A 14,454-nucleotide genomic window follows, 5' to 3' on the forward strand; every position below is an offset into this window, starting at 1 on the left:
ATCGGCCTTAACCGCTGCACACGCGGTCTTCGACGCTTATTGGAGATAATAATAATGAAAGGCCGTAAAGCTGAAGGTATCCACCTCACGCGGGCATTGAAGAGCCGGCACATCTTCATGCTCTCGCTCGGTGGCGTGATCGGCACCGGGCTGTTCATGGGCTCGGGGGTGACCATCAACCAGGGCGGGCCGATGGGCGCGATCCTGGCCTACCTGGTCGCCGGTTTCCTGATGTACCTGGTGATGGTCTGCCTGGGTGAACTGTCGGTACAGATGCCGGTGTCCGGTTCGTTCCAGGCCCATGCGACGAAATTCATCGGCCCGGCCACCGGCTTCATGATCGGCTGGGTGTACTGGATGAGCTGGGCCACCACCGTGGGCCTTGAGTTCACCGCCGCCGGCATGCTGATGACGCGCTGGTTCCCGGAGGTGCCGATCTGGTACTGGTCGGCGTTGTTCGTGGCGGTGCTGTTTGGCATCAACGCCATGGCCACCCGCGCCTTCGGTGAGGCGGAATACTGGTTCTCCGGGATCAAGGTGGCGGCGATTCTCGGCTTCATCATCGTCGGTGTGCTGGTGATCTTCGGCGGCATTTCGCTGAACAGCGGGGCGCCGGCGCCGATGATGAGCAACCTGATCGGCGATTCGCTGTTCCCCAATGGCCTGTCGGCAGTGTTCGCGGTGATGATGACCGTGGTCTATGCCTTCCAGGGCTGCGAGATCATGGGCGTGGCGGCCGGCGAGACCGATCAGCCGGAAAAGAGCATCCCGCGGGCCGTGCGCAACGTGGTGTTCCGCGTGCTGATCTTCTACGTGCTGGCGATCGTGGTGCTGTCGGCGATCGTGCCGTGGCAGCAGGCCGGGCTGATGGAAAGCCCGTTCGTGCAGGTGTTCGACATGGTCGGCATTCCCTACGCCGCCGACCTGATGAACTTCGTGATCCTCACCGCCATTCTCTCGGTGGGCAACTCCGGCCTGTATGCCTCCACCCGCATCCTCTGGGCGATGTCCAAGACCGGCATGGCACCGCGCAGCCTGTCGCCGCTGAGCAGCCGTGGCGTGCCACTGCGCGCCCTGTTCGTCACCCTGTGCTTCGCGCTGGTGTCGCTGCTGACCAGCTTTGTCGCCGCCGATACCCTGTTCATGGTGCTGATGGCGGTGAGCGGCATGGCCGGCACGGTGACCTGGATCGTCATCGCCCTGGCGCAGTACCGCTTCCGCCAGCAGTTCCTGCGTGACGGCGGCCAGCTGAGCGATCTCAAGTACCGCGCGCCGCTGTACCCGCTGGTGCCGTTGCTGTGCATTACCCTGTGCAGTTCGCTGTTTGTGTTCCTGGCAATGGATGAGACGCAGCGGCCTTCGCTGTACTGGGGCTTTGGCTTCATTGCGCTGTGCTATGCGGCGTACTTCCTGGTGCAGCGCAAGCGTCAGGGGGTAGCGCTGGAAATGCCGGCGGCTTGAGGGCCAGCAAGTGTTCGTCGGTGTTTTTGCAGCGCCTGTGAGATCGAGCGCCGCCCGCGCGGCGCATCGCAGGCAAGCCTGCTCCTACATTTGTTTCGAGCCAGTCATGGCTGAACCATTGGCGCGCGCCCCTTGTTTTTACGACACGATATCGAGCCATGCGCCAAGGGGTACGCGCGCCTCTGCCACAGGACTCACTGGCCCGAAACAAATGTAGGAGCAGGCTTGCCTGCGATGCGCCGCGCGGGCGGCGCTCGATCTCACAGGCGCTGCAACCCTGTCGCCATGCACCTTGTGGCCCAAACGCGATCTGCTTCCCCCCCGATTACGCACCACTTGTTCGAAGTTGTAACACCGCCTCAACCCCAATTGCCTCCTTGTTGAACACTCGTTTAGCATGAGCCTCACCTCTCACAGCAATCACAATAATCCGAGGCCCGTCATGACCGTTCCGTCGTCCCTACTCACCCAGGTTGAAGCCGGCGTCGCTTGGATCACCCTGAACCGCCCCGAGCAGCGCAACGCGCTGGACATCCCCACCCTGAAGCAGCTCCACGCCACCCTTGAGGCGTACAACCTCGACCCGGCCGTGCGCGTGGTGGTGCTGACCGGCACCGGCCGCAGCTTCTGCGCCGGCGCCGACCTCGCCGAATGGGCCGAAGCCGAAGCCCGCGGCGCACTGGAAACCTACGGCTGGACCGAAACCGCCCACGCCCTGATGCACTGCCTGCACACCCTCGACAAGCCCACCGTCGCCGCCATCAACGGCACCGCCGTCGGCGCCGGCATGGACCTGTCGCTGTGCTGTGACCTGCGCCTGGCGGCCCAGTCGGCCCGCTTCAAAGCCGGCTACACCAGCATGGCCTACTCGCCGGATGCTGGCGCCAGCTGGCACCTGCCTCGGCTGATCGGCAGCGAACAGGCCAAGCGCCTGCTGTTCCTCGACGAGCTGTGGGGCGCCGAACGCGCCCTGGCGGCCGGGCTGGTCGGTGAAGTGGTCGCCGACGACCAGCTGCCAACCGCCACTGCCGAACTGGCGGCGCGCCTGGCCCAGGGCCCGACCTTCGCCTACGCCCAGACCAAGCGCCTGATGCGCGACGGTGCCTCGCGCAGCCTGGCCGAGCAGCTCACTGCCGAACTGGCCGCCGGCCTGCTCTGCGGGCGCAGCGAGGACGGCGCCGAGGCCTTGCGCGCAGCCACGGAAAAACGCGCGCCACGCTTCAGCGGCAAATAAGCACTCACTCTTTCCCCGGTTACCCAGGAACAGGCCATGAATTTCCAACTGACCCAAGAACAAGAAATGTTGGTGGATGCCGTACGCAGCTTCGTCGCCAAGGAGCTGTTGCCCCATGAAGAAGCCGTGGACCGTGCCGACGAAGTATCCCCGGAGCTCGCCGCGCAGATCCGTGGCAAGGCCATTGCCGCCGGCTTCTACGCCTTCAACATGCCCGAGGAAGTCGGTGGCGGCGGCCTCGACTACCTGTCCCAGGCCCTGATCGAGCGCGAGTTGTCGAAGGTTTCCTGGGCGCTGCACGTATTCGTCGCCCGGCCGTCGAAGATCCTCATGGCCTGCACCGGCCAGCAGGTCGAAGACTACCTGCTGCCGTGCATCCGTGGCGAGAAGACTGATTGCTTCGCCCTGACCGAACCGGGCGCCGGCTCCGACGCCAACTCGATCAAGACCCGCGCCGTGCGTGAAGGCGACGACTTCGTGATCAATGGCAGCAAGCACTTCATCAGCCATGCCGGGCACGCCGACTTCGCCATCGTCTTTGCCGTCACCGACACCTACGAGCACAACGGCCGCAAGCGCAACGCCGTCACCGCCTTCCTGGTCGACCGCGGCACCCCGGGCATGACCATCCGCCGTGGCCCGAAATGCGTGAGCAACCGTGGCTACCACACCTACGAGCTGTTCTTCGACGACTGCAAGGTGCCGGCCGCCAAGGTGCTCGGTGAAGTCGGCAAGGGCTGGGACGTGGCCAACGCCTGGCTGACCGCAGGCCGGGTCATGGTCGCCGCCAACTGCGTCGGCCAGGCCCAGCGCGCGCTGGACGTGTCGCTGCAATGGGCCGCCGACCGCAAGCAGTTCGGCCAGCCGATCGGCACCTACCAGGGCGTGTCGTTCAAGCTCGCCGACATGGCCACGCAGATCCGCGCCGCCGAACTGCTGACCCTGCACACCGCCTGGAAGATGGACCAGGGCAGCATGACCGACGGCGAGGCGGGCATGGCCAAGCTGTTCGCCAGCGAAGTGCTCGGCAAGGTCGCCGACGAGGCGGTGCAGATCTACGGCGGCATGGGCCTGATGGACGAGGGGCCGGTCGAGCGCATCTGGCGCAACGCGCGCATCGAGCGGATCTGGGAAGGCACCTCGGAGATCCAGCGGCACATCATCTCGCGCGAACTGCTGCGTCCACTGCTGCGCTGACCGGAGCCTCCCCATGTCGCAAGCCATTCGTGACAACCTCAAACGCCTGCTGGCACCCCGGCACCTGGCTTTCGTCGGCGGGCGCAGCATGGCCCGTGCGCTCAAGCGCTGCGCCGACGGCGGCTACCCGGGCCAGATGTGGCTGGTCAACCCGCAGCAGGACAGCATCGACGGCGTGCCCTGCGTGCGCAGCGTGGCCGAGCTGCCCTGCGCGCCGGACGCGGTGTTCATCGCCACCAACCGCGAACTGACCCTGACCTGTGTCGCCGAGCTTGCCGCCAAAGGCGCGGGCGGGGCGATCTGCTACGCCTCTGGCTTCGCCGAAAGCGGCGCCGAGGGCCAGGCGCTGCAACGGCAACTGCTCGAAGCCGCCGGCGACATGGCCCTGCTCGGGCCCAACTGCTACGGCCTGCTCGACTACCTGCACAGTGCCGCGCTGTGGCCCGTGGCCCACGGTGGCAAGGCGGTAGAGAAGGGCGTGGCGGTGCTGACCCAGAGCGGCAACTTCGCCTACAACCTGTCGATGAGCGACCGCTCGCTGCCGGTGGCTTACATGGCCTCGGTCGGCAACCAGGCGCAACTGGGCATCGCCGAACTGATGGACGTGCTGCTCGATGAACCCCGGGTCACCGCCATCGGCCTGCACCTGGAAGGCCTGAAGAACGTGCCGGGCTTCGCCCGTGCCGCGCACAAGGCGCTGGAGAAGGGCATCCCGATCGTTGCGCTGAAGACCGGCGTGTCGCAGATTGGCGCCGAGCTGGCGCTGAGCCACACCAGCTCGCTGTCCGGCTCCGATGCCCTGTACGACAGCCTGTTCGAGCGCCTGGGGGTGATTCGCGTCAGCGGCCCGGTAAGTTTCGTCGAAACCCTCAAGGCCGCCGCCTGCGGCAACCTGCCCAAGGGCCCCAGCCTGATCGCACTGGCCTGCTCGGGCGGCGATGCCGGGCTGATCGCCGACTACAGCGAAAGCAACCAGCTGAGCCTGCCAGCCCTGGACGCCAGCCAAGTCGAAGAACTGGCGCAAGTGCTGCCGACCTACGCCAACCTGGTCAACCCGCTGGACTTCACCACGGCGATCTGGGGCGACGGCCCGGCCAAGGCGCGCATGCTCGACAGCGCCCTGCGCAGCGACGCCGACGCGGCGATGCTGGTGCTCGATTACCCCGCCGAGTTCACCGGCGAGCGCAAGGAATGCGACCTGCTGCTGGAGCTGTACTGCGCGGCGCTCAAGCGCCATGGCAAGACCGGTTTCGTCACCTCGGCCTTCCCCGAACTGCTGCCAGCCAGCGCCCGTGAGCGCCTGCACGCGGCCGGGGTGCCGGCGCTGCAAGGCGTGGAGGATGGCCTGGCGGCCTGGGGCCGGGTTGCCCGTTACGCGCAGCAGCGCCCAGCCTTGCTGGCGCTGGGCGAGTCGGCGCTGGTGCCGCTGTGCCCGCAGCCGCTGGCTGGCGACAGCCGCCTGCTCAACGAGTGGGATTCCAAGCAGGCCCTGCGCGGCTTCGGCCTGCCCATTCCGAATGGCGTGCTGAGCAGCCCGCAGCACGCACTGGCCGATGCCGGCCAGGTGGGCTTCCCGCTGGTGCTCAAGGCCGTCAGCGCGCAGTTGCCGCACAAGACCGAGGCCGGTGCGGTGGCGCTGAACCTGGCCGACGAGGCAGCCCTCAGCCGTGCCCTTGAACAGATGCGCACGCGCATTGCCGCTTACGCGCCGGGCGTCGCCTTCGACCAGGTACTACTCGAACCGATGGCCGGCGCGCCGCTGGCCGAGCTGATCGTCGGCATCAAGCGCGAGGCGGATTTCGGCCTGGCGCTGGTGATCGGTGTCGGCGGCATCCTCGTCGAACTGCTTAAGGACAGCAACAGCCTGCTGCTGCCGACCACCGACGGTGCCATTCGCAAGGCTGTGCTCGGCCTGCGCAGCGCGGCCTTGCTGCAGGGCTTTCGCGGCAAGCCGGCGGCTGACCTGGAGGCACTGGTCACCGCCATCCGCGCGGTGGCCGACTACGCCTGCGAAAACGCCAGCCAGCTGCTGGAGCTGGATGTGAACCCATTGATGGTCGGTGCCAATGGCACCACGGCGGTCGATGCCTTGATCCGCCTCGGCCAAGTGTAAGGACATGAACATGACCCACCCCACACTCACGGGCGGCCAGGCGCTGGTGCGCCTGCTGGCCAACTACGGCGTCGATACCGTCTTCGGCATCCCCGGCGTGCACACCCTGGAGCTGTACCGCGGCCTGCCCGGCAGCGGCATTCGCCACGTGCTCACCCGGCACGAGCAGGGCGCCGGCTTCATGGCCGACGGCTATGCCCGGGTCAGCGGCAAGCCGGGCGTGTGCTTTGTCATCACCGGCCCCGGCGTGACCAACGCGGCCACCGCCATCGGCCAGGCCTACGCCGACTCGATTCCGCTGCTGGTGATTTCCAGCGTCAACCACACCGCCAGCCTGGGCAAAGGCTGGGGCTGCCTGCACGAGACCCAGGACCAGCGCGCCATGACCGCGCCGATCACCGCCTTCTCGGCCGTGGCGCTGAAGGCCGAGGACCTGCCGGAGCTGATCGCCCGTGCTTATGCCGTGTTCGACAGCGAACGCCCGCGCCCGGTGCATATCTCGGTGCCGCTGGATGTGCTGGCTGCGCCGGTGGCGCGAGACTGGAGCAATGAAGTGGTGCGCCGCCCCGGGCGTGGCCCGGCCAGCCTCGACAGCTTGCAACAGGCGGCCGCCAGGCTGGCGGCGGCAAAGCGCCCGATGATCATCGCCGGCGGTGGCGCCCTGCAGGCGGGGGCCGAGCTGCAGCAGCTGAGCACACGCCTGGCGGCGCCACTGTTCACCAGCGTCGCCGGCAAGGGCCTGGCACCGCTGGACTCGCCGCTCAACGCCGGCTCCACCCTGTGCGTGGAACCGGGCTGGGCGCTGATCGCCGAGGCCGACGTGGTGCTGGCGGTCGGCACCGAAATGGCCGACACCGACTTCTGGCGCGAGCGCCTGCCCGTGGCCGGCGAGCTGCTACGGGTGGATATCGACCCGCGCAAGTTCAATGACTTCTACCCCTGCGCGCTGGCGTTGCACGGTGATGCCCGGCAGACCCTGGCGGGGCTGCTCGAACAGTTGCCGGACGGCGTGCGTGATGCAACCTGGGCAAGCGCGGCAGTGGCCCGCCTGCGTGACGCCGTGCAGGCCAGCCATGGCCCGTTGCAGGCGATCCACCAAGCGATCCTGCAGCGGGTTGCGGCCGAGCTGCCGGACAACGCCTTCATCAGCACCGACATGACCCAGCTGGCCTACACCGGTAACTATGTGTTCAACAGCCGGGCGCCGCGCAGCTGGCTGCACCCGACCGGCTACGGCACCCTCGGCTACGGCCTGCCGGCCGGTATCGGCGGGATGTTCGCCACGGCCGACCGCCCGGGCCTGGTGCTGGTGGGCGACGGTGGTTTCCTCTACACCGCGCAGGAGCTGGCGACCGCGGTCGAGGAACTGGACCGCCCGCTGGTGGTGCTGCTGTGGAACAACGATGCGCTGGGGCAGATCCGCGACGACATGCTCGACCTGAACATCGAGCCCATCGGCGTACTGCCGCGCAACCCGGACTTTGCCGGCCTGGCCCGCGCCTTCGGTTGCACGGTCGCGCAGCCGCAAAGCCTCGACGAATTGCAACGCGACCTGCGCGGCGGCTTTGCCCGCAACGGCGTGACCCTGATCGAGCTCAAGCACGCCTGCGCGCGCTGAGCCCACCCCGCCCAACAGGACGACCAGCCATGCGATTTTCCTCTTTGACCCAACGGATCGCCGGTGACGGCGCTGCCGCCTGGGAGATCCACTACCGCGCCCTGGCCATGCTCGAACAGGGCCGCGATGTGCTGCTGCTGTCGGTCGGCGACCCGGACTTCGACACCCCGGCGCCGATCGTCCAGGCGGCCGTGGCCAGCCTCGAAGCCGGCAACACCCATTACGCCGATGTGCGCGGCAAGCGCAGCCTGCGCGAGGCCATCGCCCGTCGCCACCAGCAACGCAGTGGTCAGGCGGTCACCGCCGACCAGGTGACGGTGCTGGCGGGCGCGCAGTGCGCGCTGTTCTGCGTCGCACAATGCGTGCTGGAGCCGGGCGATGAAGTGATCGTCGCCGAGCCGATGTATGTCACCTACGAGGCGGTGTTCGGTGCCTGTGGCGCCAAGGTGATGCCGGTGCCGGTGCGCCCGGAGCATGGCTTTCGCGTGCAACCCGAGGACGTCGCCGCACGGATCACCCCGCGCACCCGTGCCCTGGCGCTGAACAGCCCGCACAACCCCTCCGGCGCCAGCCTGCCGCGCAGCACGTGGGAGGCCCTGGCCGAACTGTGCATCGCCCATGACCTGTGGCTGATCAGCGACGAGGTCTACAGCGAGCTGCTGTTCGAGGGCGAGCACGTCAGCCCGGCCAGCCTGCCAGGCATGGCCGAGCGCACGGCGACGCTGAACAGCCTGTCCAAGTCCCATGCCATGACCGGTTGGCGGGTCGGCTGGGTGGTCGGCTCGCCGGCGCTGTCCGGGCACCTGGAAAACCTGGCGCTGTGCATGCTCTATGGCTCGCCGGACTTCATTCAGGATGCCGCGGTGGCCGCGCTGGAGCAGCCATTGCCGGAACTGGACGGCATGCGCGAAGCCTACCGCCTGCGCCGTGACCTGGTGTGCGAGCGCCTGGCCCACTGCCCGGGCTTGCGGGCACTCAAGCCCGATGGCGGGATGTTCGTGATGGTCGATATCCGCGAGACCGGGCTCAGCGCACAAGCCTTCGCCGACCGCCTGCTCGACCAGCATGGTGTGTCGGTGCTGGCCGGTGAAGCGTTCGGCCCGAGTGCGGCCGGGCATATCCGCCTGGGCCTGGTGCTCGGCGCCGAGCCGCTGGGTGAAGCCTGCCGCCGCATTGCCCTGTGCGCCAGCGAACTGATGGAGGCGCAACGCAATGCGTGAATACCGCCGTCTGTTCATCGATGGCCGCTGGCAGCAACCAGTGGGGCAGGGCATGGCCGAGGTGATCGACCCGGCCAGCGAGGCGGTGGCCGGCAAGGTGCCGCTGGGTAATGAAGAAGATGTGCAACGCGCCGTCAACGCGGCGCGCAGGGCCTTCGCCGGCTGGTCACGCACGCCGTCCAGCGTACGCGCCGGGTTCATTCGCGCCCTGGCCGAACAGCTCAAGGCGCGGGCCGACGAGATGGCCGCAGTGATCACCACCGAGCTGGGCATGCCGGTGCAGTGGTGCCGGCCGGTGCAGGTCGATGGGCCCATCGACGGTCTGGAGCAGTACATCGAGCTGGCCGGCAGGATGGACGAGGTGCGCGAAATCGGCAACTCGCGGGTGTACCGCGAGGCCGTAGGCGTGTGTGCGTTCATCAACCCCTGGAACTACCCGCTGCATCAACTGATCGGCAAGCTGGCGCCGGCCTTGGCGGCGGGCTGCACGGTGGTGGTCAAGCCGAGCCAAGAGACCCCGCTGCATGCCTTCCTGCTGGCGGAAATGATCGAGGCCATCGGGTTGCCGGCCGGGGTGTTCAACCTGGTCAGCGGGCCGGGGGCCAAGGTCGGTGAGGCGCTGGCGCGGCACCCGCTGGTGGACATGGTCTCGTTCACCGGGTCCACCGGGGCGGGTGTGCGGGTTGCCCAGGCGGCAGCGCCGTCGGTGAAGCGGGTGTGCCTGGAGCTGGGTGGCAAGTCGCCGTTCCTGATCACCGCCGACGCCCCGCTCGAAGCAGCGGTGCGCCATGGCGTGCAGGACGTGATGATCAACTCGGGGCAGACCTGTACGGCGCTGACGCGCATGCTGTTGCCGGCCTCGCGCTATGCCGAAGCCGTGGAGATCGCCGTGGACGAGGCCCGTAGCATGGTCATGGGCGATCCGCAGGACCCGCGCAGTTTCCTCGGGCCGATGTGTTCGGCCGGGCAGCGGCGCACGGTGCAGGAATACATCCGGGCGGGGCAGGTAGAGGGCGCACGGATGGTCTGTGGCGGGGAGACGGCAGTGGGCTTCGAGCGTGGGTTCTATGTACCGCCAACGATTTTCGCCGACGTCGACAACCGCATGCGCATTGCCCAGGAGGAAATCTTCGGGCCGGTGCTGTGCCTGATTCCCTACGCCGACGAGGCCGAAGGCATTGCCCTGGCCAACGACTCGCCGTTCGGGCTGTCCAGCGCGGTGTGGGCGGGTAGCCGTGACCAGGCGCTGCAACTGGGCCGCCAGCTGCGTGCGGGGCAGTGCTTTATCAATGGCGGGGCGTTCAACTACCAGGCACCGTTCGGCGGCTACAAGCAGTCGGGCAATGGCCGCGAGTGGGGGGAGGAGGGCCTGCACGAGTTCGTCGAGGTGAAGGCCATCCAGCTCTGAATGGCTGACGCGGCCCCCTGTAGGAGCGGCCTTGTGTCGCGAAAGGGCTGTGAAGCAGCCCCAGGGTTTCAGCTTCGCCGCAGAAACTGCTGGGGCCGCTTTGCGGCCCTTTCGCGACACAAGGCCGCTCCTACCGGGACCGTGTTCAGGCCGTATGTTCCTTGGGCGTATCAAACGCCACGAACAACTGGTCCGCGGTGATCGCCCCCAGGTCCAGGCGCATGTTCTGCTCCAGCATCGCGAACAGCCGGGTGAACACTTCGTACACCTTGCAGTGGTCTTCGAGCCCGGCAAACGGGTTGTCGATCTTCTCGGCGATCAGCGAGCTTTCCTGCACCGCGTCATACACCTCGCGCAAGGTGATCTCTTGCGGTGCGCGGGCCAGGGTCACGCCGCCCTGGGCGCCGCGATAGGAGGTCAGGATATTGGCCTTGACCATCTGCGACACCATCGAGCGCACGCGGGTCGGGTGCACCTTGACCCATTTGGCGATGGTCTCGGTGCGCAACTTCTGCGGGGCATTGGCCGCCACGAACGAAAGGATGTACGAGGCGGTGATGAGTCGAGTCGACTGGCTCATGGGGCAAAGGCTCCCTGCGAAAACGTCAATGTTACACCACTGAAAAAGCCCGGTATCGGGCGCTGGAAATCAGCTTGTCCTGCCGCTAATGTATTTGTTACGGTAACAATTACAAATTGTAAACAGCTTCTACGCAATCCGCTTTGACCGAACAACAATTTCTTGCGGTTCAACAGGGGCAAATGCCATGAGCGATAACAACAAGAACAATCCTCACGCCATCCTCGACGGCAGCCTGCCGCGCCGGGATTTCCTCAAGTACAGCGCGGCCGCCGCAGCCATCGCCGGGGCATTTTCCCTCGGCCTGCCGCTGCGTGGCCATGCCGACGAGGCCACGCCAAAGCCGGGCGGCACCTTGCGCCTGGGCCTGGCCGGGGGCAGCACCACCGACTCCAGGGACCCCGGCTCGTGGGTCGACACCTTCACCTTCATCGGCTTCTCGGCGGTGTACAACACCCTCACCGAAATTTCCGTGGAAGGCACTGCCATCCCTGAGCTGGCCGAACGCTGGGAGTCGAGCCCCGACGCCAAGGTCTGGACCTTCACCCTGCGCCAGGGCGTGACCTTCCACAACGGCAAGACCCTGAACGCCGACGACGTGGTGGCCTCGATCCAGCACCACCTGGGCGACAAGTCCACCTCCGCCGCCAAGACCGTACTGGGCGATGTCGCCAAGGTGAGCGCCAGCGCCCCCGACACCGTGGTGTTCGAGCTGCACTCGGGCAACGCCGACTTTGCCTACGTGGTCGCCGACTACCACCTGGTGATCATGCCCGCCAAGGATGGCCTGGCCGACTGGCAGGCCGGCGTCGGCACCGGCGGCTACCGCATCAAGGGCTTCGAGCCGGGCGTGCGCATGGACCTGGAGCGCAGCCCGGACTACTGGAAGCCGGGCAGGGCGCACTTCGCCAGCGCCGAGCTGATCGCCATCGCCGACGGCGCCGCGCGGGTAAACGCCCTGGTCACCGGCAAGGTCGATGTGATCAACAAGGTCGACCTCAAGACCGTGGCCTTGCTCAAGCGCAACCCGAAGCTGGTGATCGAGGAAACCAAGGGCGCCCAGCACTACACCTTCCCGATGCTCACCGACAGCGAGCAGTTCCGCGACAACAACGTGCGCCTGGCCCTCAAGCACGCGATCAACCGCGAGACCCTGCTGGCCTCGGTGCTCTACGGCTACGGCCAGGTCGGCAACGACCACCCGCTGCAGCCGGCCAACCGCTTCATCAACCCGGCGCTGGAGCAGCGCGTCTACGACCCGGACAAGGCCCGCTTCTACCTGCGCCAGGCCGGCATGGACAGCCTCAAGGTGCGCCTGCAGGCCTCCGACGCCGCCTACAGCGGCGCGGTGGATGCCTCGGTGCTGTTCAAGGAGCAGGCGCGTCAGGCCGGCATCGACATCGACGTGGTGCGCGAACCTGCCGACGGGTTCTTCACCAATGTCTGGATGAAACAGCCGTTCACCACCTCGTTCTGGTACTCCAGCCTCACCGCCGACCGCATGTTCAGCATCGGTTACGCCAAGGGCGCGGCGTGGAACGAGACCCACTGGGACAACCCGCGCTTCAACCAGCTGCTCAACGCCGCCCGCGGCGAGATGAACGAGCCGCTGCGCCGCGAGATGTACAACGAGATGCAGGCGCTGTGCCGCGATGAAGGCGGGGCGATCGTGCCGCTGTTCGCCAGCTCCGTCGCCGCCCGTTCCAGCCGCGTGGCCCATGGCCCGCTCACCGCGCCCTATGGCGAGCTGGACGGCCTGCGGGTGATCGAGCGCTGGTGGCAGGCTTGAGCCGCTGACGTTTCGCAAGCATCCAGACGAGGAATGGTACGGTGAACAATCTTGGCAAACTGCTTGTGCAGCGGCTGGCCCTGGGCCTGTTGTCGCTGTTTGCGGTCTCGGTGGTGATCTTCCTGGCAGTCAGCCTGCTGCCAGGCGACATCGCCCAGGCCATGCTCGGCCAGTCGGCCACCCCGGAAACCGTGGCGGCCCTGCGCGCCCAGCTGGGGCTGGACCTGTCGCCCGTGCAGCGTTTCGTGCAGTGGGCGTGGCGCCTGCTGCACGGTGATTTGGGGGTTTCGCTGGCCAACCAGCGGCCGATCATCGAACTGGTCGGCGCACGGCTGGGCAACACCTTCAGCCTGGCCTTGCTGGCGGCGCTGTTCTCGGTGCCGACGGCCTTGCTGCTGGGCATGCTCGCGGCGCTGTACCGCAACAGCTGGTTCGACCGCCTGCTCAATACCGGCGCCTTGAGCGCCGTGTCGTTCCCCGAGTTCTTCGTCGCCTACCTGTTGATCCTGGTGTTCGCGGTGAAGCTCGAATGGCTGCCAGGTATCTCCAGCCTGCCTGCGGATGCCTCGCTGGGCGAGGTGCTGGAAGTCTCGGTGCTGCCGGTGGCGACCCTGAGCCTGGTGGTGATCGCGCAGATGATGCGCATGACCCGTGCGTCGCTGATCAACCTGTTGGCCAGCCCCTATATCGAGATGGCCCGGCTCAAGGGCGTGTCGCCGGCGCGGGTGATCTTCAGGCATGCCTTGCCCAATGCCCTGGCGCCGATCGTCAACGTGGTGGCGCTGAACCTGGCGTACCTGGTGGTGGGCGTGGTGGTGGTGGAAGTGGTGTTCGTCTACCCGGGGCTCGGCCAGTTGCTGGTGGACTCGGTGGCCAAGCGCGATATCCCGGTGGTGCAGGCCTGCAGCCTGATCTTCGCCGGCACCTACATCCTGCTCAATACCGGCGCCGACGTGCTGTCGATCGCCAGCAACCCACGCCTGATGCATCCGAAGGGGTAGACCATGAGCCTGATCACACCTGTGCTGCGCGCGCCCCTGAGCGCCAAGTTCGGCCTGCTGGTGATTGTTGCCTACACCGTGGTGGCGCTGTTCGCGCCGCTGCTGGCGCCTTACGGCGAAACCCAGGTGGTCGGCGAGGGCTTTGCGCCGTGGAGCCCGCAGTTCCTGCTGGGCACCGACAACCTTGGCCGCGACACCTTCAGCCGCCTGCTGTTCGGCGCCCGCAACACCCTGGGCATCGCCTTCCTGACCACCAGCCTGGCGTTCCTGCTGGGCGGTCTGTGCGGGCTGGTCGCGGCCATCAAGGGCGGCTGGATCGACCAGGGCCTGTCGCGCCTGGTGGACATCCTGATGGCCATCCCGCAGCTGATCTTCGCCTTGCTGATCCTCAGCGTGGTCGGCACCACGGCCACCTCGCTGGTGCTGGTGATCGCCCTGCTCGACGCCACGCGGGTGTTCCGCCTGTCGCGGGCGGTGGCCATGAATGTGGTGGTGCAGGACTTCGTCGAGGCCGCACGGCTACGTGGCGAAGGGCTGTGGTGGCTGGTCAGCCGTGAAGTGCTGCCCAATGCCGCCGCGCCGCTGATTGCCGAATTCGGTCTGCGCTTCTGCTTCGTCTTCCTGTTCATCAGCGCCTTGTCGTTCCTCGGCCTCGGCATTCAGCCGCCGACTGCCGACTGGGGCAGCATGGTGCGCGACAACGCGGTGCTGATCACCTTCGGTGACATCAGCCCGTTGCTGCCGGCGCTGGCGGTGGCGTTGATCACGGTGAGCGTGAACTTTGTCGTCGACTGGGTGCTGCACCTGTCCAGCGGCCTGAAGGAGTGCTGAGC

At 67.1% G+C, this 14,454-nt stretch carries 11 protein-coding genes; 10 read left to right on the forward strand and 1 reads right to left on the reverse strand.

Annotation, left to right across the window (positions count from 1 at the left end; all coding sequences use genetic code 11):
• Positions 1-54 precede the first annotated feature (54 nt).
• The 7 genes from ACIPZ8_RS24605 to ACIPZ8_RS24635 all read left to right on the forward strand — a co-directional run bounded on the left by ACIPZ8_RS24605 (position 55) and on the right by ACIPZ8_RS24635 (position 10,251).
• On the forward strand, positions 55-1,461 hold the full coding sequence (locus tag ACIPZ8_RS24605; protein WP_400728778.1) for an amino acid permease: 1,407 nt from the start codon (positions 55-57) through the stop codon (positions 1,459-1,461).
• Between the two features lie 442 nt (positions 1,462-1,903).
• Positions 1,904-2,695 (forward strand): enoyl-CoA hydratase/isomerase family protein, encoded by a 792-nt coding sequence (locus tag ACIPZ8_RS24610; protein WP_400728781.1) that lies wholly within the window; start codon positions 1,904-1,906, stop codon positions 2,693-2,695.
• A 36-nt stretch (positions 2,696-2,731) separates the two neighbouring features.
• The gene (locus ACIPZ8_RS24615; protein ID WP_261943885.1) at positions 2,732-3,892 is read left to right on the forward strand and encodes an acyl-CoA dehydrogenase family protein; all 1,161 of its coding nucleotides are present in this window, start codon (positions 2,732-2,734) and stop codon (positions 3,890-3,892) included.
• Positions 3,893-3,905: 13 nt separating this feature from the next.
• Positions 3,906-6,005 (forward strand): acetate--CoA ligase family protein, encoded by a 2,100-nt coding sequence (locus ACIPZ8_RS24620; protein WP_400728784.1) that lies wholly within the window; start codon positions 3,906-3,908, stop codon positions 6,003-6,005.
• Positions 6,006-6,015: 10 nt separating this feature from the next.
• Entirely contained in the window at positions 6,016-7,623 is a 1,608-nt protein-coding gene (locus ACIPZ8_RS24625; protein ID WP_400728787.1) for a 5-guanidino-2-oxopentanoate decarboxylase, read from the forward strand.
• Between the two features lie 29 nt (positions 7,624-7,652).
• Positions 7,653-8,843 (forward strand): pyridoxal phosphate-dependent aminotransferase, encoded by a 1,191-nt coding sequence (locus ACIPZ8_RS24630; RefSeq protein WP_400728790.1) that lies wholly within the window; start codon positions 7,653-7,655, stop codon positions 8,841-8,843.
• Positions 8,836-10,251: an aldehyde dehydrogenase family protein gene (locus ACIPZ8_RS24635; protein WP_400728792.1), complete on the forward strand. Its 1,416-nt coding sequence runs from the start codon at positions 8,836-8,838 to the stop codon at positions 10,249-10,251. Before ACIPZ8_RS24630 ends, ACIPZ8_RS24635 begins: the two co-directional genes overlap by 8 nt.
• A 145-nt stretch (positions 10,252-10,396) precedes the next feature.
• Here ACIPZ8_RS24635 and ACIPZ8_RS24640 read toward each other — a convergent pair whose 3' ends face one another.
• On the reverse strand, positions 10,397-10,831 hold the full coding sequence (locus ACIPZ8_RS24640; RefSeq protein ID WP_079228574.1) for an Rrf2 family transcriptional regulator: 435 nt from the start codon (positions 10,829-10,831) through the stop codon (positions 10,397-10,399).
• A gap of 187 nt (positions 10,832-11,018) precedes the next feature.
• On the opposite strand from ACIPZ8_RS24640, the gene ACIPZ8_RS24645 reads away from it, so the two are divergent.
• Genes ACIPZ8_RS24645 through ACIPZ8_RS24655 form a run of 3 tightly spaced genes read left to right on the forward strand, consistent with a single transcriptional unit; the run spans position 11,019 to position 14,452 of the window.
• Positions 11,019-12,620, forward strand: coding sequence for an ABC transporter substrate-binding protein (locus tag ACIPZ8_RS24645; RefSeq protein WP_400728795.1), 1,602 nt, complete (start codon positions 11,019-11,021; stop codon positions 12,618-12,620).
• 41 nt (positions 12,621-12,661) lie between these two features.
• A complete protein-coding gene (locus tag ACIPZ8_RS24650) occupies positions 12,662-13,621 on the forward strand; it encodes an ABC transporter permease (RefSeq protein ID WP_400728798.1) in 960 nt (319 codons plus the stop codon).
• Between the two features lie 3 nt (positions 13,622-13,624).
• Positions 13,625-14,452 (forward strand): ABC transporter permease, encoded by an 828-nt coding sequence (locus ACIPZ8_RS24655; RefSeq protein WP_261943893.1) that lies wholly within the window; start codon positions 13,625-13,627, stop codon positions 14,450-14,452.
• Positions 14,453-14,454: the final 2 nt, after the last annotated feature.

Origin of the sequence: Pseudomonas sp. NPDC089422, from assembly GCF_044749405.1 — a bacterium.
Classification (GTDB): Bacteria; Pseudomonadota; Gammaproteobacteria; order Pseudomonadales; family Pseudomonadaceae; genus Aquipseudomonas.

Bases quoted from the DNA above. Each gene is read 5' to 3' on its own strand.
- ACIPZ8_RS24605 (WP_400728778.1), top strand. From the start codon at position 55: ATGAAAGGCCGTAAAGCTGAAGGTATCCACCTCACGCGGGCATTGAAG.
- ACIPZ8_RS24610 (WP_400728781.1), top strand. From the start codon at position 1,904: ATGACCGTTCCGTCGTCCCTACTCACCCAGGTTGAAGCCGGCGTCGCT.
- ACIPZ8_RS24615 (WP_261943885.1), top strand. From the start codon at position 2,732: ATGAATTTCCAACTGACCCAAGAACAAGAAATGTTGGTGGATGCCGTA.
- ACIPZ8_RS24620 (WP_400728784.1), top strand. From the start codon at position 3,906: ATGTCGCAAGCCATTCGTGACAACCTCAAACGCCTGCTGGCACCCCGG.
- ACIPZ8_RS24625 (WP_400728787.1), top strand. From the start codon at position 6,016: ATGACCCACCCCACACTCACGGGCGGCCAGGCGCTGGTGCGCCTGCTG.
- ACIPZ8_RS24630 (WP_400728790.1), top strand. From the start codon at position 7,653: ATGCGATTTTCCTCTTTGACCCAACGGATCGCCGGTGACGGCGCTGCC.
- ACIPZ8_RS24635 (WP_400728792.1), top strand. From the start codon at position 8,836: ATGCGTGAATACCGCCGTCTGTTCATCGATGGCCGCTGGCAGCAACCA.
- ACIPZ8_RS24640 (WP_079228574.1), bottom strand. From the start codon at position 10,831: ATGAGCCAGTCGACTCGACTCATCACCGCCTCGTACATCCTTTCGTTC.
- ACIPZ8_RS24645 (WP_400728795.1), top strand. From the start codon at position 11,019: ATGAGCGATAACAACAAGAACAATCCTCACGCCATCCTCGACGGCAGC.
- ACIPZ8_RS24655 (WP_261943893.1), top strand. From the start codon at position 13,625: ATGAGCCTGATCACACCTGTGCTGCGCGCGCCCCTGAGCGCCAAGTTC.